This is a genomic window from Lactobacillus isalae, from assembly GCF_947539375.1.
GTDB classification, from domain to species: domain Bacteria; phylum Bacillota; class Bacilli; order Lactobacillales; family Lactobacillaceae; genus Lactobacillus; species Lactobacillus isalae.
In genome coordinates this window covers 1,005,691-1,031,278 of the sequence record NZ_OX443569.1, presented here as the reverse complement: position 1 = coordinate 1,031,278, position 25,588 = coordinate 1,005,691, and the positions used below count along the sequence as shown (strand labels likewise).

Genomic DNA, 25,588 nt, shown 5'->3' with positions numbered 1-25,588 from the left:
TTTTGGGTGTTATCATTTTTAGTGTGTTTGAGGTATTCAGCACAAGAAGGGAGGTCACGAAGTGAATGAGAAATCTGTAGTCGTTAATTTATTCGGCTTGAATTTCAATGTAACTAACTGCTTAGGGGGAACGTTAGTCGCAATTGCGGTTTTCTTTCTTGTTTGGTATTTAGGACGCAATGTTTCTTTGAAACCTAATAAAAAGCAAAATTTGTTAGAATATCTAATTGATTTTACAAATGGAATTGTTAAAGATAATGTTGCTGATGTAGATGCACAAAAGCACCTATCTCTTTATGCCTTTACCCTATTTATGTTCATCTTCTTTATGAACCAGTTGGGTTTGTTCTTTGAGTTTTCAATTAATGACCATATCCTTGTCAAATCACCAACTGCCAACCCATTGATTACAATGACTATGGCGATGATGACATTGCTTTTGTCTTATAACTTTGGTGTTCAGAAGTTTGGTGCTAAAGGTTATTTTGCAAATTATGCAAAACCAGTTGGATTTTTACTTCCAATCAATATTATCGAGGAATTCACTAATTTCTTGACGTTGTCACTACGTCTTTACGGTAATATTTATGCCGGTGAAGTTTTACTAACTTTAATCGGTGGACGTTTTGCAAAGAGTGCGGGTTGGTTTACCGTCATCGCTTCGGTTCCACTAACTTTAATCTGGCAAGGCTTCTCTGTCTTTATTGGCTCTATCCAGGCATATGTATTCGTAACTCTATCGATGGTGTACATTGGTAAGAAGGTTACTGAAGAATAATTTTACGGAGGTTTTTTCTATGAAATATTTAGCTGCCGCAATTGCCGCCGGTTTAGCTGCTTTAGCTGCTTCCTGGGGTAACGGAAAAGTTATTTCAAAAACTATTGAAGGTATCGCAAGACAACCAGAATCTGCTAACAACTTAAGATCAACTATGTTTATCGGTGTTGGTTTGATCGAAGCCGTTCCTATTTTGGCTATCGTTATTGGTTTCTTGATTCTCTTCCTGTAATTTGCGTTTTAGAGATAAGATCGTAATTACGAGAAAGAAGGGTTGAGACATGCAATTTATGTTTGCAGCCTTAAAATTAGAGTTAGGAGATACGCTTTACTATCTTTTGATCTTTGCTGCTTTGCTCCTTTTAGTTAAGCATTTTGCTTGGGGCCCAGTAACAAAGATGATGGAAAAGCGTCGTCAAAAGGTGATCAGTGATCTTGATCAAGCAGAAAGCGACCGTAAAAAGGCAGCTCTTCTTGCTAATCAACGTGAAGCTGCATTGAAAGACTCTAAACAAGAGGCAACACAAATTCTTTCTACTGCAAAGAGCAATGCGGAAAAGACTAAGAATAGTATTATTAGTCAAGCTGATCAAGAAGCTGCCGCAATTAGAGAAAGAGCATCTAAAGATGCTGCACAAGCAAAGACTGATGCTCTAAACGAAGCTCGTGATCAAGTAGCGGATATTTCTGTTGCAATTGCTGAAAAAGTAATTAGTAAGAGTTTATCTGCTGCAGATCAGAAAGACTTGGTAGATCAATTTATCAAGGGGCTGAATGACTAATGGCTTTAAGTAGAGAAGAAATTGCTTCCAGATACAGTAAAGCTTTGTTTGCTTACGCACAGGATGCTAAAAAGCTTGATGAAGTACACGAAGATATGAATGTGTTGCTTCAAGTAGCTAAAGAAAATCCTGACATGCTACGCTTGTTAAGCGATCCAATTATTCGAAAGAATCAAAAAGAAGAATTTTTATCTAGTTTTAGTAATGAATTTTCTGCTGAGACAAAGAACTTTTTAGACTTTCTCTTAGAATACAGAAGATTTAATGCGTTAACTGAGATTATTAATGCATTCGATGCATTGTATGACCAAGATAAAAATATTGCTTCTGGTACAGCAGTTAGTGCTATTAAGCTTGAAGAAGATGAATTAAATCGTATTAGTCAAGCTTATGCCAAGAAGTATGGCTTTAAGGAATTGATTCTGACAAATGAAGTGGATTCCAGTATCTTGGGAGGTATCATCCTCAAAGTCGGGGATCGAATTATTGATGGTTCTATAAGAACTAGATTGCAACAAATTCGTGAGCAATTAATTGAAAATAGATAAAAGAGGTGAAACCATTGAGCATTAAAGCGGAAGAAATTAGCGCTTTGATCAAGCAACAACTTGAGAAATATGATGATAAGCTCAACGTCAACGAAGTTGGTACTGTTACCTACGTCGGTGACGGTATCGCCCGTGCTCACGGTCTAAACAACGTATTATCAAGTGAATTATTACAATTTTCTAATGGTTCATATGGTATTGCGCAAAACCTAGAAGCTAATGATGTTGGTATCATCATCTTGGGTCGCTTTGACGATATTCGTGAAGGTGACCAAGTTAAGCGTACTGGTCGAATTATGGAAGTTCCTGTTGGCGATCAATTAATTGGTCGTGTTGTGAACCCATTAGGACAACCAGTAGATGGTTTAGGTGAGATTAAGACTGATAAGACTAGACCTATTGAAAGTAAAGCTCCTGGTGTTATGGATAGACAATCCGTTAACCAACCTTTACAAACTGGTATTAAAGCTATTGACGCTTTAGTTCCAATTGGTCGAGGACAGCGTGAATTGATTATTGGTGACCGTAAGACAGGTAAAACTGCTCTTGCTTTGGACACTATTATTAATCAAAAGGGACAAGACGTCATTTGTATTTACGTTGCCATTGGTCAAAAGGAATCAACAGTTAAGAACTCTGTTGAAACCTTAAAACGATTTGGTGCTATGGACTACACAATCGTAGTTGAAGCTGGACCTAGTGAACCAGCACCAATGCTTTACATCGCTCCATATGCAGGTACTGCTATGGGTGAAGAGTTTATGTACAATGGTAAGGATGTATTAATTGTATTTGACGACTTAAGTAAACAAGCCGTTGCTTACCGTGAAATTTCCTTACTTCTTCGTCGTCCGCCTGGTCGTGAAGCTTACCCAGGTGACGTATTCTACTTACACTCTCGTTTACTAGAACGTAGTGCTAAGTTGAATAAGAAACTTGGTGGCGGTTCTATGACTGCCTTACCATTTATTCAAACCCAAGCTGGAGATATTTCAGCATATATTCCAACTAACGTTATTTCCATTACTGATGGACAGATTTTCTTGGAAGCTGATTTATTCTTTGCTGGTACTCGTCCTGCCATTAACGCTGGTGAATCTGTTTCTCGTGTTGGTGGTAGTGCACAGATCAAGGCTATGAAGAAAGTAGCAGGTACGTTGCGTGTGGACTTGGCTTCATATAGAGAGCTTGAAAGTTTCGCTCAATTTGGTAGTGATCTTGATCAAGCTACTCAGGCTAAGTTAAATCGTGGTCGTCGTACAGTTGAAGTATTGAAGCAGCCACTTCACAAGCCACTACCTGTTGAAGATGAAGTATTGATTCTTTATGCTTTAACACATGGCTTTTTGGATGCAATTCCTGTACCTGATATTCAACGTTATGAACTTGAATTATATGATTACTTCGCAAGTAACTATAATGACTTACTTGACGTAATCCGTACTACAGGAGATTTACCTGAGGAAGATAAGCTTAATGAGGCTTTAAAGAACTTCAACGAAGGTTTTTCAATCAGTAAGAAATAGAAGAGGAGGTTTTTTCATTGGCAGAATCTCTCCTTGAACTGAAAAAAAAGATTGCTTCAATCCAGAAGACTGGTCAAATCACCGAGGCTATGAGAATGGTTTCTGGTGTTAAATTGAACAGAACTGAAAAACTAGATCAAGAATATACTATTTACAACGATAAAGTTAGAGCAACAGTTTCTCACTTAATGAGTTCACAAATTGTTAAACAATTGGGTAAAGAAACTAAAGAATACAACGAATTTGGTGGCTCTGCTAGCATCGATTACAGTAATTTCTTTGATTTAGGTACTCTTGCGTCTTTAGTTCAACCTCGTAAAAAGATTAAATCTACTGGTTATTTAGTAATCAGTGGGGATAGAGGTTTAGTTGGTTCTTATAACAGTCAAGTTATTAAGAATATGATGAGTATCTTTAAAGATGCCGACGCTCAAGATAAAGACGTTAAGATTTTGGCAGTTGGTAGTGTAGCAGCACAATTCTTTAAGAAGCAAAATCTTAATGTTGTGTATGAATATAGCGGTGTGAGTGATGTTCCAACTTATAATGAAGTAAGAGATATTGTTCAAACTGCTGTGAAGATGTATTTAAATGGAGTTTATGACGAACTTTTCGTTTGTTATACTCACCACGTAAATACATTAACTTCTGCTTTTAGAGTAGAAAGTATGCTTCCAATTTCTGATATTGATATTAATCATAAAGATACAATGCCAAAGGATTACATCATTGAACCAGATGTTGATTCAGTATTAAAGACGGTTTTACCTCAATTTGCTAAATCAATGATCTTTGGGGCTATTTTGGATGCTAAAACAGCAGAACATGCAAGTTCAATGACTGCAATGCAAAGTGCATCTAAAAATGCTGATGATGTTGTTTCTGGTTTGAAGACTAAATTGAACCGAGCAAGACAGGCACAAATTACTACCGAAATTACCGAAATTATCGGTGGTGCAAATGCCTTAGAATAAAATAGAAAAGGAGGTAGATGTTTTGGGTAAAGGCGAAATTGTCCAAGTTATTGGACCTGTCGTTGATGTGGAATTCCCACTAGATAAAGATTTGCCTGATATTAATAACGCCTTACGTGTCACAAACAATAACGGTGATACACTTGTTCTTGAAGTTACACTAGAACTTGGTGATGGTGTTTTAAGAACTATCTCAATGGAATCTACCGACGGTTTGAGACGTGGAATGGAAGTTGAAGACACAGGTGCTCCAATTTCTGTTCCTGTTGGTAAAGATACTTTAGGACGTGTCTTTAACGTATTAGGTGATCCAATTGATGGTGGTCCTGCTTTAGGTAAAGATGTAAAACGTGAAGGTATTCATAAAGAAGCACCTAAGTACGATGAATTAAGTACGAGTGAAGAAATTCTTGAAACTGGTATTAAAGTTATTGATTTGCTTGAACCATATGTTCGTGGTGGTAAAGTTGGTCTATTCGGTGGTGCCGGTGTTGGTAAGACAACTATTATCCAAGAATTAATTCACAACATTGCTCAAGAACACGGTGGTATTTCAGTATTCACCGGTGTTGGTGAAAGAACACGTGAAGGTAATGACCTTTACTTTGAAATGAAGGCATCTGGAGTTCTATCAAAGACTGCCATGGTCTTTGGTCAGATGAACGAGCCACCTGGTGCCAGAATGCGTGTTGCATTAACTGGTTTGACTATTGCGGAATACTTCCGTGATGTTGAAGGCTTGGACGTATTATTGTTTATTGATAATATTTTCCGTTTCACTCAGGCTGGTTCTGAAGTTTCCGCTCTTCTTGGTCGTATGCCAAGTGCCGTTGGTTACCAACCAACTTTGGCAACTGAAATGGGTCAACTACAAGAGCGTATCACTTCTACTAAGAAGGGATCTATCACTTCAATTCAGGCTGTTTATGTTCCAGCTGACGACTATACTGACCCAGCTCCAGCAACTACATTCGCTCACTTGGATGCTACTACTAACCTAGAACGTCGTTTGGTTGAACAAGGTATTTATCCAGCTGTTGACCCACTTGAGTCAACTTCTAGTGCACTTGATCCTGAAGTTGTTGGTGAAGAACACTATGAAGTAGCTGTCCAAGTTCAACATATTTTGCAACGTTATCAAGAATTGCAAGATATCATTTCCGTTTTAGGTATGGATGAATTATCAGATGATGAAAAATTAATTGTTGAACGTGCAAGAAAGATTCAATTCTTCCTTTCACAAAACTTCTTTGTTGCTGAACAATTTACTGGTCTTCCAGGTTCATATGTTCCAATTAAAGAAACAATTAAAGGCTTCAAGATGATCATTGATGGTAAATTAGATGATCTTCCAGAAGATGCTTTCCGTAACGTTGGACCAATTGAAGACGTTGTTAAGAAGGCTGAAAAGATGGGAGTTACTCCTAAAAATCCTGAAGCAAAAGCAATGCTAGAAGCAAAGTAGGGTGATGCGTTATGGCAGATCCAGAAAAGATTTTAAAAGTTAGCGTTGTAACACCTGATGGGATTGTCTATTCTCATAATGCTACTATGGTAGCAATGAGGGCAATTGATGGTGAACGTACTATTATGTATGATCACCTTCCAATTGTTACACCTTTGGCTATTGGTGAAGTTCGTGTAAAGAGAACGCATGAAATGAATGATCGTATTGATCATATCGCTGTTAACGGTGGCTACATCGAGTTTTCAAACAATGAAGCTACAATTATAGCAGATAGTGCGGAACGTGCTCGAAACATTGATGTTCAACGTGCACGGTCAGCTAAGAAGCGGGCAGAACAACACATGCAAGAAGCTAAAGAAAAGCATAATGAGAGAGAAATGTTAGAAGCTGAAATTGCTTTACGTCGTGCGGTTAACAGATTGCATGTACGTGAAAATTACGGCAAATAAAAGAAAAAGACGAACATCTTGTTCGTCTTTTTTTATGGAGAAAATTATATGATGAAACAAGTAGGAATACATGCAATTGTTAGTCTTATAACGTATTTAGTAACTATTGCTTTTTCTTTCAGAGCAGTAAAAGGATTGAGAGTGGATCAACTATTTAAAAAAGGACATACTTTTGAAATTCAAGTATTTTTGCTCTTTGTATCCATTGCTTTAGGATTTTTAGTTGGACAGTTTATTTTAGCTTTAGTTGATCAGTCACTTGCTTTAAAAATGCTTTTTTAATGAATTTCATAAGAAATTATTTAGAATACTAGTTCTTTGTACTTGTTCTTAAAGTACAGCGGTATTTATGTTACAATTTTTAATGATTAAATACTGGAGGCACTAGCGTGGCAAGAGATATAGGAATTGATTTAGGAACTGCAAATGTTCTGATAAACGTATCTGGCAAAGGAATTGTTTTAAATGAACCTTCCGTTGTTGCTGTTGATACTGATAAAGATAAAGTTGTCGCAGTCGGTACTGAGGCATATAAGATGGTAGGGCGTACACCAGGTAATATTAGAGTAATTAGACCTTTAAAGAATGGTGTAATTGCTGATTTTGATATTACAGAAGAAATGTTAAGCTATTTTATTGAAAAATTAAATGTAAAAGGTTTTATGTCAAAACCTAACATTTTAATTTGTGCTCCTACTGGGGTTACTTCAATTGAGCAAAAAGCCATTATTCAAGCTGCTGAGAAGTCTGGAGGCGGTCGTGTATATTTAGACTTTGAACCTAAAGTTGCAGCTGTTGGGGCTGGTTTAGACATCTTTAAACCTCAAGGAAACATGGTTATTGATATTGGTGGTGGTACGACAGATATCGCAGTTTTGTCAATGGGAGAAATTGTAACTTCTCGTTCCCTTCGTTGGGCTGGTGACAAAATGAATCAAGCTATTGCAAGTTATATCAAGAGAAGCAAGAACCTTTTAATTGGACAACACACTGCTGAACAAATCAAAATTCAGTTGGGAACCGCTTTTGAAGCTGATCCAACTAAGAAAATGACTGTTCGTGGACGTGATATGGTTGATGGATTGCCAAAACAAGTTACTATTAACGAATTAGAGGTACAAAAAGCTCTTGAAGATGGTTTAATGTCAATTGTTGCAGCCACTAAAGAAGTTTTAGAACAAACACCGCCAGAGTTATCTGCTGATATTATTGATCGAGGTATTATGTTAACTGGTGGTGGGGCTTTACTTAAAAATATTGATAAATTGATTACTTATTATCTTCAAGTCCCTGTTTTAAAAGCTGATAATCCATTAGAAGCAGTTGCCAATGGTACAGGTGTATTACTTAAAAATATTGAAAATCACCAGAGACATTAATTATGAACAGAGAAAGTTTTAATTTTTCATTAGTAGGTAAGCATTTAAAAAAAGTGGGAAAGATTCTTTTGTACTTGTTTGTAACAATGCTGATTGGAGCATTGATTGGATGCGGTGTCGCAAGTGGTAATCCTTTTGCAATTTTCTTTCCTACCACATGGGTTCATTTTTTTGAATTTTTAAGTTAAAATGAATAGATTGTTAATTGGGTTGGTAAATGTTTATAAAAAATTTATTTCTCCAATTTTGCCGCCAACATGTAGGTATTATCCTACATGCTCAACCTATATGATTGACGCTTTGAAAAAGCATGGGGCAATCTTAGGCTTAATGATGGGAACATCGCGAATATTGCGTTGCAATCCCTTTGTTAAGGGAGGAGTAGATCCAGTACCGGATTATTTTACACTGCGTCGTAATCCTCATCCTGAAAGATATGAAGACGAAATTATTGCGCAGGCATTTCATTCGAATAAAAAGTAGGAGATTACATATGTCTAGAAAATTGGAAAGTATTGATATTGAAGTTAACGAAAGAAAAGGCACTTCAACACCTACCTGGGAAGTTATTATTCCAGGCAAGCGTTCAATTGGAATTATTGAACAAGAAGAAGAACGCTACCACGTAGTATCTTCTAAAACAAATCATAGTCTTTATTCTAAGACTTTAGAAAGTGCTATTAATGAATTGCTTTCATACTTTACTTTGCATGAAAAATAAACAAAGTAGGGATATACAATGACAAAAGTTGAAAATAAAGCAGATTGGTATGATCGCATCGCTTGGGGTGTAGTAGTTCCAGTCTTTTTATTAGCCGTCATCAGTTTGTATGGCATTTGGGTCGCTACTGTAAATGACCCTAAAATGGGTAGTCCCGTAAAGGCGGTTATTACACAAGCAGTTTGGTATCTTGTATCAATTGGACTAGTTATTTTTGTAATGCAATTTGATGCAGAGCAACTTTTTAAAATTGCTCCAATCGTATATGGAATTGGAATTGTATTACTTATTGCAGTTCTGTTTTTATATAACCGACAGGTTTTTGCGGATACTGGTGCTAAAAGTTGGTTCAAACTCGGACCCTTAACTTTTCAGCCGTCAGAAATTATGAAGCCAGCATTTATTTTAATGTTAGCCAGAGTTGTAGAACGACATAATGAACAATATGCTCATACGTTTAAAACGGACTGGCTTTTAATTGGAAAGATATTCGCATGGCTAATTCCAGTTGCAGTATTATTAAAACTACAAAATGACTTTGGTACTATGTTGGTTTTCTTCGCCATTGTTGGTGGAGTAATCTTAGTTTCTGGAATTACGTGGAAAATAATTGTCCCAGTTTATGGTTTGGTATTTATCATTGGTGCAACAGCTATTCTATTAGTTACTACTCCTGGAGGACAGGCATTCTTAGGAAGTGCATTTAATTTTAGAGCTTATCAGTTCCAAAGAATAAATTCATGGCTTAATCCGTCGCAAGATACTTCATCAGGAGCTTACCAATTGTGGCAAAGCATGAAGGCAGTCGGATCAGGACAAATTTGGGGTCATGGTTTTGGAAAAGTGAGTGTTTATGTTCCAGTTAGAACGTCAGATATGGTCTTTTCTGTGATTGGTGAATCCCTAGGATTTGTAGGATGCTGTGCTTTGATTTTGATTTATTTCTATCTAATCTTTCAAATGGTAAAGATTACTTTTGAAACTAAAAATGCCTTCTATTCTTACATCTCTACTGGAATAATTATGATGATTTTATTCCACGTTTTCGAAAACATCGGAATGGGCATTGATTTATTACCATTGACTGGTATTCCTTTGCCATTTGTTTCTCAAGGTGGATCAGCCTTACTAGGAAATATGATTGGAATTGGATTAATTTTATCAATGAAATGGCATCATAAAGATTATATTTTTAGTACTGCTGGAGACTTTTAATAGTATAAAAAAGACCTCGTCATTAATTTTGACGAGGCTTTTTTTATACCGTTAATTTTCTTGGTTTTTCTTAATATCTTCGTTTTGTGCAGCTGGTTGACGAATTACTAGAACATCACAAGCAGCTGTCCGTGTAACGTATTCAGTAATACTACCGATTAATAATCTTTCAACTGCATTTAAACCAGTGGCACCTAGAATAATTAAGTCGATGTTGTGTTCTTCAGGAAATTCGTGAGCAATGATATTCTTAGGAGAACCAAATTCAATTGAATAATGAACATCTTTAACGCCGGCTTCTTTTGCACGGTTATAATATTCTTCGATCTTAGTTTTTGCTTCTTCTGATACTTGTTCAACCATTGCAGAATCAAAGCTAGAAACATCTTGGAAAGCACGAGTATCTACTACGTGTAAAATTTCAAGAGTAGCGCCATTTCTTTTGGCTACTTCAACAGCTTTGCTGAATGCAACATCAGCTTCTTTAGAACCATCTACGGCAACTTGGATATGCTGGTATTGTTTTAACATGTTGATCACCTCTCCATCAATATTTTACCAAAATTTGATTTAAATTGAGTAATAAAACTATTCATTTAAATTCATAAAAGTAAAAGAGAAGATTGAAATTGCCATAGCAGCAACAATTAAAGTAATAAAGTTAAATACTTTAGGCAATGTAAATAAAATGATAATTCCAACAATACCGGTTAAAACTAATATAAGACTTGTAACAGAAAACAGAGTATTGATTTTTCTGTTGCCAATAAAAGTAAAGATAATAAACTGGCCCTTATTTTTACTTTTAATCAAATACCAAGCTGTGATAAATACTAATAAAATAAAGATTAGCATTAAAACTTTTAATACCACTTAATTAATCCTCACTTAATAAAAAAAGCGGCTTACGCCGCTTCCTTAAATTTCAATAAAATCTGAGTTGACTGCAACATAATGACGCTTGTTGAACCCGCAGTGTTCAAAAATTGAATCTATGTCGCAGTGAATATGGATCCTAGGTCAAGCTAGTATTCCGATTCAGATGTTATTCATAAATTCCAACGTCTTTAGTTTGATCGGTCAACTTTGTAATTAGGTTGATCAACTCAGATCACTATCTATTCTAGCAAAGATATATTTAATGTCAACAAATTGAATCTACTTTTGTAAGCCATCATGTTGCATTTTTTTTAGTCGTAAATATTGTCGTTTGAGCGCATCTTCAACTTTAGAATTTCCTTTGGGCTTAAAGTAGGAGACATCTTTTAAGTTGTTTGGTAAATACTGCTGGGCAACCCAATCCCCGTTAAAGTCGTGCGGATAAATATAAGAAACTCCATGATTTAGTTTATCCGCACCCTTATAATGAGCATCTTTTAAGCTATCAGGAATTGGATCATTTTGTTTACTTCGAATATCACTTAATGCTGAATCAATGGCAGTAATTGCGCTGTTGCTCTTTGGTGAAAGGCAAAGTTCAATTACGGCATTTGATAAGATGATTCGAGCTTCTGGTAGTCCGACCATCTGCGCAGCTTGTACTGCACTGACTACACGGCTGCAAGCAGGAGGGTTAGCAAGTCCAATGTCTTCATATGCAATTACTAATAGGCGTCTACAGATTGCCACGAGGTCGTCTGATTCGCAAAGATTTCCTAAGTAATAAAGAGCAGCATCAGTATCGGAACCCCTGATTGATTTTTGAAAAGCGGAGAGTAAATCATAATGACCATCGCCATTTGAGTCATAATTTTGAGACTTAAACTGAATTGAATCTTGCATTTCAGTTTTATCAATGACGAGTTTATCATGGTGATCTTTTTCTTTTCGCTCTTGATCGGTTGATAGGACTGCCAACTCTAAAGCGTTAAGAGTTGATCTTAAATCACCATTTCCTTTTTCTATTAGTAAAGCTCTCGCATCCTTGGTTAGTTCAACATTATATTTACCTAAGCCATTTTCAGGATCATTTAAAGCTCTGTCGATTGCTTTTGAAATATCATCACTTTTTAAACGATGCAATTCAAAAATTTGGCAGCGGGATCGAATTGCGGGAGAGATAGAGATGTATGGATTTTCTGTTGTTGCACCAATTAAAATAATATTGCCAGATTCTAACAGTGGCAGTAGAAAATCTTGCTTTGTCTTATCTAGACGATGAATTTCATCTAAAAGTAAGATAACAGTACCACTCATTTTTCCTTCTTCAGCAACAATTTGAAGATCCTTTTTTGTATCTGTTGCAGCATTAAGTTTCCTAAATGCATATTTAGTTGACCCAGCAATTGCACTGGCTATACTTGTTTTACCGATACCTGGTGGACCATAAAGAATCATTGAAGATAATAGTTTTGCTTCAACCATTCTTCTGATTATTTTTTTCTTTCCTACTAAATGTTCTTGTCCGACTACTTCATCTAAGTTTCTTGGACGCATACGATAAGCAAGAGGTTTCATGTTTAGTCCTTTTTTCTAAATAGTTTATCCCAAAAAGTTTCTTTTTTAGGTTCTGAAAGTTGCTCATGAGGAGCTTCGGGTGCATAAACTTGATTAATTTCAATTCGATAATGGTTAATAGCTGTTTTAGAAACGACTAAGATTCCCGTAGCATCCGGTTCATTTTTAGCTGTATCATCATTTATTAAAGTGAACTTAATATCTTTTTGAGAACATATTCCCATTAATTTATTAATAAAATCATTTTGAGGCATTTTTCCATTAATTAAAATAGTGTAGCCATTAAAGTCATTAATATTTTTTAAGAATAGGGTATCTAAGTTGTGATTATTGGTTTCTGCCACAGTCATTCTTACTAAAACTCGTTCGCGAAGAGAGCCTAAGTACTTTCTGCGTTCATCGGGACAAGTTTGAGGAGTTATTCCTTTGGCTGCATGTTCTAGACGTGTATTTAAATCTTCAGTCATAATTTATTTTTCCTTTATAGTAAACAATGTCACATTCATAGTGTAACAAAGCAGAAAAGAAGAAAACAAAAAAGTCTTTCCAAAATAGGAAAGACTTTTGTAATGAAGCAGTAAATATTAAAGCTTCTTGTTGTACCATTCAACGATAAGAGCTTCATCAACTTCTGGTTCCATTTCGTCACGTTCTGGAAGACGAACTAAAGTACCAGTCATCTTGCTGTCGTCAAATGAAACAAATGGTGGACGTGATACAACTGCATCTAAAGCGTCCTTAACTTGTTGCAAGTTCTTTGACTTATCTCTTAAGCTGATTTCTTGACCAACTTTAACTTCGTATGAAGGAATGTCAACACGCTTGCCATCTACTAAGATGTGACCGTGGTTAACAAGTTGTCTAGCTTGTTCTCTAGTTGAAGCTAAACCTAAACGGTAAACGATGTTGTCTAAACGTCTTTCAAGTAAAGCCATAAAGTTAACACCGTGCTTACCTTCACGAATCTTGCCGGCACGGATGAATAAGTTTTGGAATTGACGTTCATTTAAACCAAACATCCAACGTAACTTTTGCTTTTCCTTTAATTGTTGACCATATTCAGAAACCTTAGCACGGTTGTTAGGACCATGATCACCAGGTGCGTAGTTACGACGGCTAATTTCTTTACCAGTACCTGAAAGTGAGATACCTAAGCGTCTTGAACGTTTCCAACTTGGACCAGTATATCTTGACATAAAAAATCCTCCATAAAAAATAATAATTTTTTGGAGTAAAATATGAGAAATAAGTTCAACATTCGTGCATCTCGAGTTGCATGTTTCGCCCAGTGCAGCGCGGGTTACTCGTTCACTAAACGCCTCAAGATGTTGACGTTCTTGTCACTTATTGCTGCAAATATTTTACACGAAGACTATTATAGTAAGAAAATAGTTTTAAAGCAAGTAAAAGTAAGGATTTTCTGGCTGGGATTGAGATGAAGTCTGGTATAATTAATATGAAATATGGAGGGTATTATGTCATCAGGGTTATCTATTCTTATTATTGTAATATTAATTGCTATAATTGCTGCTATTGCTACAGTTGTTATTCTTAATAAATATTTTAATCATCAGATTGCGGAATTAGATGCGCTAACTGATGAATTAAAAGATCTGAGCGTTGAAGAAGATATTAAACGTCTAGAAAAAATGGAATTAGCCGGTAAAAGCTTGGAAACTTTTAAAAGATGGCAAAAAGTATATCAAAAAGTTGATACCAAAGATGTTGGAGAATTGAAGCATCTTCTTGAACAAGCAGCTGGACTTAATGCAAAATTTAATTTAATAAAAACGCGTCAATTAATTAAAGAAGCAACGGAATTACTGCAAACGAATCAAGATAATGTTGAACGCAGCAAGCAGATCTTTACTAATTTACTAGAGGCAAATCGTGATAATCAAAAGCATTATGCTGCTTTGTCAAAGGACTATCAACAATTGCGTAAAAAAATATTGTCGCAATCATTTAATTACGGAAATGCAATTGATCAGATTGAAGAAGATCTAGCAACCTTAGAAAGTGACTTTCAAACTGTAAAGAATTTATCAGGTGAAGGAGATCATGAAGAAGCTAAAAAGGTATTAACTAAAATTGATACGAAACTTAGTACTTTAAAGACTGATCTTCCTAAGGTAGAGAATTTTGATCAAGAGCTAAAAAATGTCTTTCCAGATCAACTAAATGAACTTAGCAATACTTACCGCCAAATGGTGAAAGATAAGTATAAGATTACTGAAGTTGATGTCTTAGAAGAGATTAAGAGCTTACGTGAATTAGTTGATAACACTAAAAAGAGCCTAAATAAGCTAGAACTTGAAAAGGTGGAAAAGAATAATAAGGAAATAAGTACACGAATTGATAGCTTGTACGATATTCTTACCAAAGAATTTAAAGCTCGCCCATTTGTTGATAATAATCAAGATAAAATTCTTCAAATTCTTTCCCATGTAGGTAACGCATCTAATCAGCTTGTAGCTAAGTTAGAGCATGTTGATCAAAGTTATGAGTTAACTCATGGTGAACTTGCTGAAGCTCGACAACTAAAGAGTCAGGTTAGTCGAATGAATTCTGATTTTGATGTTGATTGTCAAAAGATTGCTGACGGCAACGGTGTTTATTCGCAGATTGAGAATAAATGGCTGACAATGCTTGATAATTTAAAGGAAATTGAAAAAACTGAAAAGAAACTTTCAGGTGATGTAGATGGATTGTTTGATGCCGAAAAGATCGCTAATGATTCAATTATTCATTTCAAACAGGAGATTTCTTTAGTTTATCGCAAAGTAGAACGTCGTCAGCTACCTGGTAAACCTGAAAGTTTCATTCAGATGTATACTTTGGTTTTAAATGAGGTTAAGCATACTGACAATGAGTTGAATCAAGTTAGAATTAACATGGAAAAAATATCTAGCGAATTGATTCAAATTCAAGAAGATATTGAACGTTTAAAGAAGGAAGCAGACGAAATTCTAAATTCTTCTGATTTGGTTGAATTGACGATGCAGTATTCAAACAAATACATTTCAAATCCAGCAATTAAACGTGCTCGAAAAGAAGCATATGACTTATATCAAAATAAGTACGAATATAAAGAAGCTTTGGATGTAATTGCTACTGCTTTAGAAAAAGTAGAACCAGGAAGCTATCAAAGAATCGAAAAAGAATACTACAGCGAGCAAGAAGAAGAGTAAATGATTGAAGCAATAGTATTTTTAAGTTAAGATTTTATATGATTATCGAACGACCATTTAATGGTCGTTTTTTAGGGGAGAAAGAAAATGATCTATTTTGATAATAGTGCTACAACAGCAGTTTACCCTGCTGCTTTAGAAACATATGATAAGGTAACAAAGGATATCTGGGGAAATCCTTCAAGCTTACACAAAATGGGAGATCGCTCTCATCAACTTTTGGAAGCATCTAGAAAGCAGATTGCTAGTTTATTAAATGTAAAACCACATGAGATTTTTTTCACTTCAAGTGGAAGTGAATCAGATAACTGGGCTATCAAGGGAACTGCTTTAGCTAAAAAAGAATTTGGTAACCATATTATTACTTCGAGTGTTGAACATGCTGCTGTTTTGAATTCAGTACGTGCACTTGAAGATTTAGGCTTTCGTGTAACTGTTTTACCAGTTGATAAAAATGGTCAAGTTAACCCGGATGATTTAAAAGCTGCTCTTGATAAAGAAACAATTTTGGTTTCAATTATGGGCGTAAATAATGAAATTGGTACGATTCAGCCGATTAGAGAAATTAGTCAAATCTTAGCCGATTATCCAAATGTTACTTTTCATGTCGATAATGTCCAAGCTTTAGGAAAGGACATTTGGGATGAGGTATTTACTGATCGTGTAGATTTGATGAGTTTATCGGCTCATAAATTCCATGCACCTCGCGGAGTTGGTATTCTTTATAAAAAAGAAGGTAAGATGATAAAACCATTAATTGATGGCGGTGGTCAAGAAAAGGGTTTGCGCTCAAGTACAGAAAACTTGCCTGCAATTGCAGCAACAGCCAAAGCAATGCGACTCTACTTATCAGATGAAAAGAAGAATGCTGAAAAAGAGTTAGCAGTTAAAAAGAAAATTGTTTCCTATCTTGATGGAAAGCCTGGAATTCACATTTTTTCTCCAATAAACGATAACTTTATTCCTAGTGTTTTATGTTTTTCTTTAGAAGGTATTCGAGGAGAAACTTTGGTTCATACACTTGAATCAAAGGATATTTATGTTTCAACTACTAGTGCATGTTCTTCAAGAAGTGGTGTCGAAAGTGGAACATTAAATGCAATGAAAATAGAAGATGATTTAGCTACCGGTGCAATTAGATTGAGTTTTGATCCAAGTAATACAATAGAAGAAGCTGAGCAATTTATTTCAGTTTTTGATAAAATATATACGCACTTCGCTGAAATTAATCATTTGAAATAAGGTGAAAATATGCAATATACAGAAGTAATGGTTCGTTACGGTGAATTATCCACTAAAGGAAAAAATCGTAAAGATTTTATTGGAAGACTAGCAGGGAATGTAACTAGAGCCTTGCAAGATTTTCCAGAAATTGAAATACATCCTAAGCATGATCGGATGCATATTGTCTTAAATGGTGCTCCATTTGATAAAATTGATCAACGCTTAAAGCTTGTGTTTGGTATTCAAACTTATTCACCAACTATCAAAGTTGAAAAAAATCTTGATGCCATTAAGAAAGCATCGCTTGAATTAATGCAAGCAACTTTTAAAGATGGAATGACTTTTAAAGTTAATACTAGACGTAGTGATCATGACTTTGAATATGATACAAATCAATTAAACACTATGATTGGTGACTACTTATTTGATAATATGGATAATTTAAAGGTTAAGATGAAAAAGCCTGACTTGGTCTTGAGAATTGAAGTTCGTCAAGATGCAATCTATATTTCAAATCAACTCCTTCATGGTGCAGGTGGAATGCCAGTTGGTACAGCAGGAAGAGCTGTAATGATGCTTTCAGGTGGAATTGATTCTCCCGTAGCTTCTTATTTAGCAATGAAGCGTGGAGTTGAAATTGATATGGTTCACTTCTTTAGTCCTCCATACACTACTGAAAAGGCGCTTGCTAAAGCAAAGGAACTTACTGGAATTTTAGCTAATTATTCAGGAAAGATTAACTTTATTGCGGTACCTTTTACTGAGATTCAGGAACAGATTAAGGAAAAGTTGCCAGAAGGTTATTTGATGACAATCCAGCGTCGTTTTATGCTTCAATTAGCAGATCGCATTCGTGCCATGCGTGGCGGTTTGGCAATTTTTAACGGTGAGTCAGTTGGACAAGTAGCTTCTCAAACACTGGAATCAATGGTTGCAATTAACGATGTAACTTCTACACCTGTGCTCCGTCCAGTGGCTACCATGGATAAAACTGAAATCATTAAGCTGGCTGAACAAATTGGTACGTTTGATCTTTCTATTGAACCATTTGAAGATTGTTGTACAATTTTCGCGCCACCTCGTCCAAAGACTAAGCCTAAGCTAGACGAAGCTCGTAAGTTAGAGGGTAGACTTGATGCTGAAGGAATGATCCAACGCGCAATTGATGGAATGGAGATTACACCAATTTATCCAAATCAAAAATTCTTGGATGACAAGGCTCAAGAAGACGCAGATTTATTGTAAAAAAGTGCTAGCAAAAAGCTAGCGCTTTTTATTTTAGAAAGATATAGCAGATGAGAATTGATAAGTATTTAGCCAATATGAATGTTGGCTCGCGGAAACAAGTTCATACTCTTATTAAAAATAAAGTAGTGACTGTTAATGGTGAACTAGTAACAACGCCGAAGCAACAAGTTGAAGAAGATGATCAAGTGGTAGTTTCAGGTGAAAAGATTAGCTATCAGCAATATCATTATTTCTTATTAAATAAACCTAAAGGTGTAATTTCTGCCACAGAAGACAGGAGTCAGCAAACTGTTATTTCATTATTAGATGATAAGGATCGCTATCAAGGAATTGCTCCTGTGGGTAGGTTAGATAAGGATACGACCGGCTTGCTCCTTTTAACAAATGATGGTGCGTTAGCTCATGAATTATTAGCGCCTAATAAACACGTTGCCAAAATATATCGTGCAAAAATAGCAGGTATAGCTGATGAAAAAACAGTAAAAACTTTTGCCAGTGGAATGATCTTAGGGGATGGTACCAAGTTAAAACCAGCAAAGTTAAAGATCTTAAAACAAGATAGAGCCCAAGATTTATCAGAGATTGAGATTGAAATACAAGAAGGTAAGTATCATCAAATCAAGCGTATGTTTAGGGCTGTCGGGATGAAGGTAATAGAATTAGACCGGCTTTCAATGGGAAAATTGCGTTTGCCGGCTGATTTAAAACGTGGAAAATACAAAGAAATAGATCGAAAAGAAATTAAGTAAGGAAAGGTTTATGAAAAAAGTTATTTTTGTTTTCTTCATTTTGGTTTTTCCTTTTACTTGTGGTTTTTTAAATATCGCGCATCGCGGAGATAATGAAGGTGGGAAGTTTGCAGAACATAGCTGGGTTGCTTATGATCGAGCACTTTGTGTGCAAGCTAATTATTTAGAGCTTGATTTACAAAAAACATCAGATAATGTCTTAGTAGTAAGTCATGATGAGAATTTAAGTAGAGTATTCGGTATCGATAAAACTATTAGTGATAGTTCTTATCAAGATCTCCTGAGGTATAAAAACCAAAATGGTGAATCTATTCATAGTCTTGAAGAAGTATTTAAACGTTATCGCAATTCAAAAGTGAGGTTTATGATTGAGCCTAAGGGAGATAGTGAAAAGGATATTAAGCTTTTACTTGATTTAATTAAGCAATATCATCTAGAGAATCGTGTTTTATTAGAGTCATTTTCTAAAGCTATTCTGATTAATGCTTTAAAACTTGATCACCAAATTCCTACAGCTCAATTGTCTGGTGATTTTAAAATATCGCCTTTAACGCAATCTTATGCGAATAATTTTTATTCAAAAAAAGCTGCAAATTACTTAAATGATACGGGGAAAGATTATTTGCTCTGGGGCGTTAATTCGAAAGAAAAGATGCAGCAATATTTACAAGGCGGGGAAGTATCAGGCATCTTAACTGATTATCCAGTTAAACTAGCTCAAATTTTGCATAAAAATAATATTTTTAAAATAAAATATGTCGATATTTCTTTCCCTAGTGAATCAATTTCTGGGCAGATGGATTTAAAAAATGGAAATTCATTTTATGTAGATCAGGTAAAAATGAAAAATAATCAACTTTTTTATCATGTAAAACCTGGTATTTGGGTTAGCTATGATAAATTTAAAAATTATGATGGCTTTGCTCCAAAATTGCGTCAAGGCAAAATCAAATTGCAGCAAGCAGCATTGATTTATACAGATCCTTCCTTTGAAAAATGCTCTGGCAGGAAACTACCTAAGAATAGTAGCTGGAATTATTTTGCAGAGAAAAAAGTGCAGGGAAAAATTGCCTATAATTTAGGTGGATCTCAATGGATAAAACAGTAAATTTTTTATTGCTAGCTTAAATGAAAAATGATAAACTTATAATCAACATATAGGGAGTAACCGGCATAAGGTGTACTTACGGCGTCAGAACGAAAATAATTTTTCCGCTGTAAGTTTAAATGGTGAGACTATTGGCTAAACGTTTTTTGTTCAGACAATGGTCTCTTTTTTTATGCCAAAGTCTGGTTTTTCCATTAGATGGAGGGTTTAAGTGAAAGCATACTATCGTGAAGGTAAAGAAGAGCTTCTAAAAGAATTAGGAGCAAATGAAAAGCAGGGCTTGACTAATAAGGCCGCTCAAGAAAAATTAGCTCAAGTGGGACCTAATGCCTTAGTGGAAGGTAAGAAAAAAGGCATCTTAGAAGTCTTTTTAGAACAATTCAAAGACTTAATGGTCATTATCTTGATCGTTGCCGCTATAATTTCCGCATTTACCGGTAATTTAGAAAGTACAGCAGTAATCATTGTTGTTTTGATTTTGAATGCAATTTTAGGAACTGTGCAACATGTTAAGGCTGAAAAATCATTAGAAGCTTTAAAATCACTATCAGCGCCTGTTGCTAAAGTTTTAAGGAGTGGCAAGAAGCAGGAAATTGCTGCAAAAGATGTTGTCCCAGGCGATATTCTTTTACTTGAGGCAGGAGACTTGGTTACTGCTGACGGTAGAATTTTAGATAACTTTTCATTACAGGTAAATGAAAGCTCGTTAACTGGTGAATCAACAAATATTGATAAGCTTGATACGACCTTTGATAAGGAAGTTCCCTTAGCAGACCGAGTAAATATGGTTTATTCTAGTTCGCTTGTAACATATGGACGGGCAAATGTTTTGGTTACAGCAACTGGAATGGACACTGAAATTGGTAAAATTGCTACTTTAATGAATGAAACTAAGGAGCGTAGAACGCCCCTTCAAGTTTCACTTGATCAATTTTCTTCTCGTTTGGCAACCGCAATTTTGATTTTTTGTGCCTTGATCTTAGGATTACAAATGTGGCGCGGACAACCTTTACTAGATGCTCTGTTATTTGCAGTGGCTTTAGCGGTTGCTGCTATTCCAGAAGCTTTAAGTTCGATTGTTACAATTGTGCAAGCTATGGGAACACAAAAAATGGCAAGGGAACATGCCATTATCAAAAATTTAGCAGCTGTTGAATCCTTGGGTTCGGTTTCTGTAATATGTTCTGATAAAACTGGAACTTTGACTCAAAATAAGATGACTGTTGAAGATATTTATATCGGTGGTAAGATTCTTAAACCTGAAGAACTTGATTTAAGTAATCAATTACATCGTTATTTACTATATGATGTAGTTCTAAATAATGATGCTAGCTTTTCAGATGGTAAGAAGATTGGTGACCCAACAGAATCAGCTTTGCTTGAAATGTATCGCAAGGTTCCGGGAATTGATCTTGGAGATGGAAAGTTAGGATTATCAGAAAGTGAATTGAGAAATCACTTAGATCGTTTGGAAGAAGTACCTTTTGATTCTGATCGAAAGTTGATGAGTACAAAGCACCTGATACATACTGTTCCTACAATTTTCGTTAAAGGGGCAATCGATGTTTTACTTAAGCGTTGTATAAATATTCGTTTTGGGGATGAAGTACGGCCAATCACTGAGCAGGATCGAAAAGAGATCTTAGCACAAAATAATCATTTTTCTGAAAATGGCTTAAGAGTCTTAGCATTTGCTTACAAAGAAAGCGATGAAGAATTATCTACAGATACTGAAAAAGATTTGACTTTCATTGGTTTGGTTTCAGAAATGGATCCACCAAGAAAGGAAAGTGTTGCAGCCGTTGCCCGTGCAAAAGAAGCTGGTATTAGAACAGTGATGATTACGGGTGACCATAAAGTGACTGCAGTAGCAATTGCTAAAAAGATTGGTATCTTTACAGATGGAGACTTGGCATTAACTGGCTTAGAATTAGATGCCCTAAGCGATGAAGAATTAGATCAACAAATCGAAAAAGTTGCAGTATATGCTCGTGTTTCTCCAGAAAATAAGATCAGAATTGTTAATGCATGGCAAAGAAAGAACCACATTGTATCAATGACTGGGGACGGTGTTAACGATGCACCGGCTCTTAAAAAAGCTGATGTTGGGGTTGCCATGGGAATTACTGGTACTGAGGTGTCAAAAGATGCCGCAAGTATGATCTTAACTGACGATAACTTTGCTACGATCATCAAGGCTGTAGCTAATGGTAGAACTGTTTATGAAAATATCAAGAATGCGATTGGCTACTTATTATCAGGTAACTTGTCAGCGATTATTACAGTTCTTTTTGCTTCAATTGCGGGATTGCCAGTGCCATTTGTTGCAGTACAACTTTTATTCATTAACTTGGTTACTGACTCTCTTCCAGCTTTAGCAATCGGAATGGAGCCAGGAAATCCTGATATTTTGAAGCGTAAACCGCGAGATCCTAAAGCTAGCTTATTAGATAAACCATTTGTTACTCAAATAAGTACGCAAGGCTTTTTGATTTCATTGAGTGTTATTGCTGCATTCTTAATTGGTTTAAAAGACAGTCCTGCAATTGCATGTACTATGGCCTTTTCAACTTTAACATTTGCACGTTTACTTCATGGCTTTAATTGTCGTTCACAGCGTAGTATTTTTAAGATTGGATTTAAAAATAATTGGTACAGTTTGGCAGCTTTTGCATTAGGCACTGCACTTTTAGCCTTAATTCTCTTTGTACCAGCACTTCATGGATTATTTGCCGTTCAGCCATTAAGCGGACAAGAAGTTTGGCTGATTGTGGTTTTAGCAATTATTCCAACCATTTTAATCCAATTAGTAAAAGTAATTAGAGAAAATAGAGCTTAATTCTCACCTTTTATCTTGTTTTCTTTCATGCTATAATCATAAACAAAGCAAGAATCAAGAGGAGTAAATTCGCATTACAGAGAAAAGTCAGTATGCTGAGAGACTTAAGAATTTTACGAGTAGCTTGATTAGCTGATTAATTGAACTTTAGTAGGTTAATCCGGACACTTCAGCGCCGTTATCGCTTATAAGAGAGATATACATTTGTATATCTAACGTAGGTGGTACCGCGGAAAATTTCGTCCTAGACAATATAAGTTGTCTAGGACTTTTTTATTGGAGGAATTTTAATGACAGATTTAGCACCTAAATATAATCCTAATGAGGTTGAAAAGGGGAGATATCAAGAGTGGCTTGATGAAGATCTTTTTAAGCCATCTGGCGATAAAAAAGCTCATCCTTATTCAATTGTTATTCCACCACCAAACGTAACTGGTAAGTTGCACTTGGGACATGCTTGGGATACAGCAATTCAAGATACATTAATTCGTTTCAAACGAATGGAAGGCTATGATACTCTTTACCTTCCTGGTATGGATCATGCTGGTATTGCAACTCAAGCTAAAGTTGAAGCAAAATTGCGCAAGCAAGGTAAAGATCGTCACCAAATGGGGCGTGAAGCTTTTGTTAAGCAAGTTTGGGACTGGAAAGATGAATATGCAAATATCATCAAGGGCCAATGGGCTAAAATGGGATTATCTCTTGATTATTCAAGAGAAAGATTTACCCTTGATAAAGGTCTATCCAAAGCAGTTAGAAAAGTTTTCGTTCAATTATATAACGAAGGACTAATCTACCGCGGTGAATACATTATTAACTGGGATCCAGAATTACAAACAGCTCTTAGTGATATAGAAGTTATTCACAAAGATGACAAGGGTGCATTTTACCATGTGAAATATCCATTTGCAGATGGATCAGGCTTTGTTGAAATTGCAACTACACGTCCTGAAACTATGTTTGGTGATACTGCTGTTGCTGTTGCACCAGGGGATGAACGCTACAAGGATATTGTGGGTAAAGAATTAGTACTTCCACTTGTTGGCCGTCATATTCCAATTATTGAAGACCAACATGTAGATCCAGAATTTGGTACTGGTTTAGTTAAAATTACACCAGCGCACGATCCTAACGACTTCCAAGTAGGTAACCGTCACAATCTTGAAAGAATTAATGTAATGAATGATGACGGAACTATGAACGAAGAAGCTGGTAAGTATGCTGGTATGGATCGTTTTGAAGCTCGTGAAGCTTTAGTAAAGGACTTAAAAGAAGAGGGCTACTTAATTAAAGTAGAGCCAATCGTCCACTCAGTTGGTCACTCAGAACGTTCAGGCGTTCAAGTAGAGCCAAGACTTTCTAAGCAATGGTTTGTTAAGATGAAGCCACTTGCAGAAGAAGTTCTTAAGAATCAAAAGACTGACGGCAAAGTTAACTTTGTTCCAGAGCGATTTGAAGGAACTTTGAACCACTGGATGGAAGACGTTCATGACTGGGTAATTTCTCGTCAATTATGGTGGGGTCACCGTATTCCAGCTTGGTATAATAAGAAGACTGGTGAAACTTATGTTGGTGAAGAAGCACCTAAGGATATTGAAAACTGGGAACAAGATCCAGATGTTTTAGATACTTGGTTCTCAAGTGCTCTTTGGCCATTTTCAACATTAGGTTGGCCAGATACAGATAATCCTGACTTTAAACGTTACTTCCCAACTAATACTTTAGTTACTGGTTACGACATTATTTTCTTCTGGGTATCAAGAATGATCTTCCAAGGTCTTCACTTTACTAAGAAGCGTCCATTTAAGGATGTCGTTTTGCATGGTTTAATGCGTGACGAACAAGGACGTAAGATGAGTAAGTCACTTGGCAATGGTGTTGATCCGATGGATGTTGTTGATAAGTATGGTGCTGATGCTTTACGTTGGTTCCTATTAAACGGTACTGCTCCTGGTCAAGATACTCGTTATGATCCAAAGAAGTTAGCTGCAGCCTGGAACTTCATCAACAAGATTTGGAATGCAAGTCGTTTTGTAATTATGAACTTGCCAGCTGATGCTCAACCAGCTCATATGCCAGATACTACTAAATTTGATTTAGCAGATAGCTGGATTTTTGATAGATTAAATCACACTGTATCAGAAGTTACCCGTTTGTTTGATGAATACAAATTCGGTGAAGCTGGTCGTGAACTTTACAATTTCATTTGGAATGACTTTTGTGACTGGTATATTGAAATTTCTAAGGTTGCTTTAAATGGCGACGATGAAGAATTAAAGGCAAGAAAACAAGAAAATCTAATTTGGATTCTTGATCAAATCTTACGTTTAATGCACCCAATTATGCCATTTGTTACTGAAAAGTTATGGCTTTCAATGCCTCATGAAGGTAAATCAATTATGACTGCTAAATATCCTGAAACTCATGAAGAGTTTGAAAACAAGCAAGCAGATAATGATATGGCCTTCTTAATTGAAGTTATTAAAGCTGTACGTAATATTCGAATGGAAGTTAATGCTCCTATGTCTTCACAAATTGATATTATGATTCAATTAGACGATGAAGCAAATAAACATATTTTAGATGACAATGCTGAATATGTAGAAAACTTCTTACATCCTAAAGATTTACAAGTTTCAGCTGATATTGAAGCACCGAAACTTGCTAAGACTGCTGTGATTCCGGGCGCTCAAATTTTTGTCCCATTGACTGAATTAGTTAATGTTGATGATGAAATTAAGAAGATGGAAAAAGAAGAAAAGCGTCTTGAAGAAGAAGTACAAAGAGCTGAAAAGAAACTTTCAAACCAAGGCTTTGTTGCTCATGCTCCTGAAGCTGTTGTAAATAAAGAAAAAGAAAAGAAGGCTGACTACGAAAGTCAACTTGCTGGTGTTCGTGAACGAATGAAAGAATTAAAGGAAAGTAAATAGAA

26 protein-coding genes and 1 other annotated feature are annotated in these 25,588 nt (G+C 35.8%); of the genes, 21 read left to right on the top strand and 5 right to left on the bottom strand.

All coding sequences use genetic code 11. The annotated features are described in order from the left end of the window. The first annotated feature begins 61 nt into the window (after positions 1-61). The 14 genes from atpB (at position 62) to QM512_RS04910 (ending at position 9,840) form a co-directional block, all read left to right on the top strand. Positions 62-778, top strand: a complete 717-nt coding sequence (gene atpB, locus QM512_RS04975; protein ID WP_282806403.1) for a F0F1 ATP synthase subunit A — start codon at positions 62-64, stop codon at positions 776-778. Positions 779-797: 19 nt separating this feature from the next. Continuing rightward, positions 798-1,010 (top strand): F0F1 ATP synthase subunit C, encoded by a 213-nt coding sequence (gene atpE, locus QM512_RS04970; RefSeq protein ID WP_003648563.1) that lies wholly within the window; start codon positions 798-800, stop codon positions 1,008-1,010. 49 nt (positions 1,011-1,059) lie between these two features. After that, positions 1,060-1,560 (top strand): F0F1 ATP synthase subunit B, encoded by a 501-nt coding sequence (atpF, locus tag QM512_RS04965; protein ID WP_282806402.1) that lies wholly within the window; start codon positions 1,060-1,062, stop codon positions 1,558-1,560. Further along, a complete protein-coding gene (locus QM512_RS04960; protein WP_282806401.1) occupies positions 1,560-2,108 on the top strand; it encodes a F0F1 ATP synthase subunit delta in 549 nt (182 codons plus the stop codon). The genes atpF and QM512_RS04960 overlap by 1 nt, the downstream gene beginning before the upstream one ends. A gap of 14 nt (positions 2,109-2,122) precedes the next feature. Beyond that, the gene (atpA, locus tag QM512_RS04955; RefSeq protein WP_004897610.1) at positions 2,123-3,634 is read left to right on the top strand and encodes a F0F1 ATP synthase subunit alpha; all 1,512 of its coding nucleotides are present in this window, start codon (positions 2,123-2,125) and stop codon (positions 3,632-3,634) included. 17 nt (positions 3,635-3,651) lie between these two features. Continuing rightward, positions 3,652-4,608: a F0F1 ATP synthase subunit gamma gene (locus tag QM512_RS04950; protein WP_282806400.1), complete on the top strand. Its 957-nt coding sequence runs from the start codon at positions 3,652-3,654 to the stop codon at positions 4,606-4,608. Positions 4,609-4,630: 22 nt separating this feature from the next. Then, complete coding sequence (gene atpD, locus QM512_RS04945) at positions 4,631-6,073, top strand: F0F1 ATP synthase subunit beta (protein WP_003648568.1); 1,443 nt, start codon at positions 4,631-4,633, stop codon at positions 6,071-6,073. Positions 6,074-6,084: 11 nt separating this feature from the next. Further along, on the top strand, positions 6,085-6,525 hold the full coding sequence (locus tag QM512_RS04940; protein WP_282806399.1) for a F0F1 ATP synthase subunit epsilon: 441 nt from the start codon (positions 6,085-6,087) through the stop codon (positions 6,523-6,525). A 48-nt stretch (positions 6,526-6,573) separates the two neighbouring features. Then, the gene (locus QM512_RS04935) at positions 6,574-6,807 is read left to right on the top strand and encodes a DUF1146 family protein (RefSeq protein ID WP_394358301.1); all 234 of its coding nucleotides are present in this window, start codon (positions 6,574-6,576) and stop codon (positions 6,805-6,807) included. 107 nt (positions 6,808-6,914) lie between these two features. After that, on the top strand, positions 6,915-7,904 hold the full coding sequence (gene mreB, locus QM512_RS04930; protein ID WP_282806398.1) for a rod shape-determining protein: 990 nt from the start codon (positions 6,915-6,917) through the stop codon (positions 7,902-7,904). A 2-nt stretch (positions 7,905-7,906) separates the two neighbouring features. Continuing rightward, positions 7,907-8,092: a DNA-directed RNA polymerase subunit beta gene (locus tag QM512_RS04925; protein ID WP_282806397.1), complete on the top strand. Its 186-nt coding sequence runs from the start codon at positions 7,907-7,909 to the stop codon at positions 8,090-8,092. Position 8,093: 1 nt separating this feature from the next. Continuing rightward, positions 8,094-8,387, top strand: a complete 294-nt coding sequence (gene yidD, locus QM512_RS04920; RefSeq protein WP_282806396.1) for a membrane protein insertion efficiency factor YidD — start codon at positions 8,094-8,096, stop codon at positions 8,385-8,387. Between the two features lie 10 nt (positions 8,388-8,397). Beyond that, positions 8,398-8,625 carry a DUF2969 domain-containing protein gene (locus tag QM512_RS04915; RefSeq protein ID WP_282806395.1) on the top strand — a complete coding sequence of 76 codons (228 nt, stop codon included), beginning with the start codon at positions 8,398-8,400 and terminating at the stop codon, positions 8,623-8,625. An 18-nt stretch (positions 8,626-8,643) separates the two neighbouring features. Next, entirely contained in the window at positions 8,644-9,840 is a 1,197-nt protein-coding gene (locus tag QM512_RS04910; RefSeq protein WP_282806394.1) for an FtsW/RodA/SpoVE family cell cycle protein, read from the top strand. Between the two features lie 51 nt (positions 9,841-9,891). Here QM512_RS04910 and QM512_RS04905 read toward each other — a convergent pair whose 3' ends face one another. The 5 genes from QM512_RS04905 to rpsD form a co-directional block, all read right to left on the bottom strand. Further along, the gene (locus QM512_RS04905) at positions 9,892-10,371 is read right to left on the bottom strand and encodes a universal stress protein (protein ID WP_282806393.1); all 480 of its coding nucleotides are present in this window, start codon (positions 10,369-10,371) and stop codon (positions 9,892-9,894) included. A gap of 57 nt (positions 10,372-10,428) precedes the next feature. Then, on the bottom strand, positions 10,429-10,713 hold the full coding sequence (locus tag QM512_RS04900; RefSeq protein ID WP_282806392.1) for a hypothetical protein: 285 nt from the start codon (positions 10,711-10,713) through the stop codon (positions 10,429-10,431). Between the two features lie 285 nt (positions 10,714-10,998). Then, a complete protein-coding gene (locus tag QM512_RS04895) occupies positions 10,999-12,297 on the bottom strand; it encodes a replication-associated recombination protein A (RefSeq protein WP_282806391.1) in 1,299 nt (432 codons plus the stop codon). Positions 12,298-12,299: 2 nt separating this feature from the next. Further along, positions 12,300-12,764 (bottom strand): YueI family protein, encoded by a 465-nt coding sequence (locus QM512_RS04890; protein ID WP_282806390.1) that lies wholly within the window; start codon positions 12,762-12,764, stop codon positions 12,300-12,302. Positions 12,765-12,881: 117 nt separating this feature from the next. Then, positions 12,882-13,493, bottom strand: coding sequence for a 30S ribosomal protein S4 (gene rpsD / locus QM512_RS04885; RefSeq protein WP_003647084.1), 612 nt, complete (start codon positions 13,491-13,493; stop codon positions 12,882-12,884). Between the two features lie 279 nt (positions 13,494-13,772). On the opposite strand from rpsD, the gene ezrA reads away from it, so the two are divergent. The 7 genes from ezrA (at position 13,773) to QM512_RS04850 (ending at position 25,586) form a co-directional block, all read left to right on the top strand. Further along, entirely contained in the window at positions 13,773-15,488 is a 1,716-nt protein-coding gene (gene ezrA / locus QM512_RS04880; protein WP_282806389.1) for a septation ring formation regulator EzrA, read from the top strand. Between the two features lie 87 nt (positions 15,489-15,575). Beyond that, positions 15,576-16,730, top strand: coding sequence for a cysteine desulfurase family protein (locus tag QM512_RS04875; RefSeq protein ID WP_282806388.1), 1,155 nt, complete (start codon positions 15,576-15,578; stop codon positions 16,728-16,730). A gap of 9 nt (positions 16,731-16,739) precedes the next feature. Further along, complete coding sequence (thiI, locus tag QM512_RS04870; RefSeq protein WP_282806387.1) at positions 16,740-17,957, top strand: tRNA uracil 4-sulfurtransferase ThiI; 1,218 nt, start codon at positions 16,740-16,742, stop codon at positions 17,955-17,957. Between the two features lie 50 nt (positions 17,958-18,007). Then, positions 18,008-18,709 (top strand): pseudouridine synthase, encoded by a 702-nt coding sequence (locus tag QM512_RS04865; RefSeq protein WP_282806386.1) that lies wholly within the window; start codon positions 18,008-18,010, stop codon positions 18,707-18,709. A gap of 10 nt (positions 18,710-18,719) precedes the next feature. After that, positions 18,720-19,817 carry a glycerophosphodiester phosphodiesterase gene (locus tag QM512_RS04860; RefSeq protein WP_282806385.1) on the top strand — a complete coding sequence of 366 codons (1,098 nt, stop codon included), beginning with the start codon at positions 18,720-18,722 and terminating at the stop codon, positions 19,815-19,817. 211 nt (positions 19,818-20,028) lie between these two features. Next, positions 20,029-22,656, top strand: coding sequence for a cation-translocating P-type ATPase (locus tag QM512_RS04855; RefSeq protein ID WP_282806384.1), 2,628 nt, complete (start codon positions 20,029-20,031; stop codon positions 22,654-22,656). A gap of 41 nt (positions 22,657-22,697) precedes the next feature. Further along, positions 22,698-22,906, top strand: a binding site (T-box leader). A 40-nt stretch (positions 22,907-22,946) separates the two neighbouring features. Beyond that, a complete protein-coding gene (locus QM512_RS04850) occupies positions 22,947-25,586 on the top strand; it encodes a valine--tRNA ligase (RefSeq protein WP_282806383.1) in 2,640 nt (879 codons plus the stop codon). Positions 25,587-25,588 lie beyond the last annotated feature (2 nt).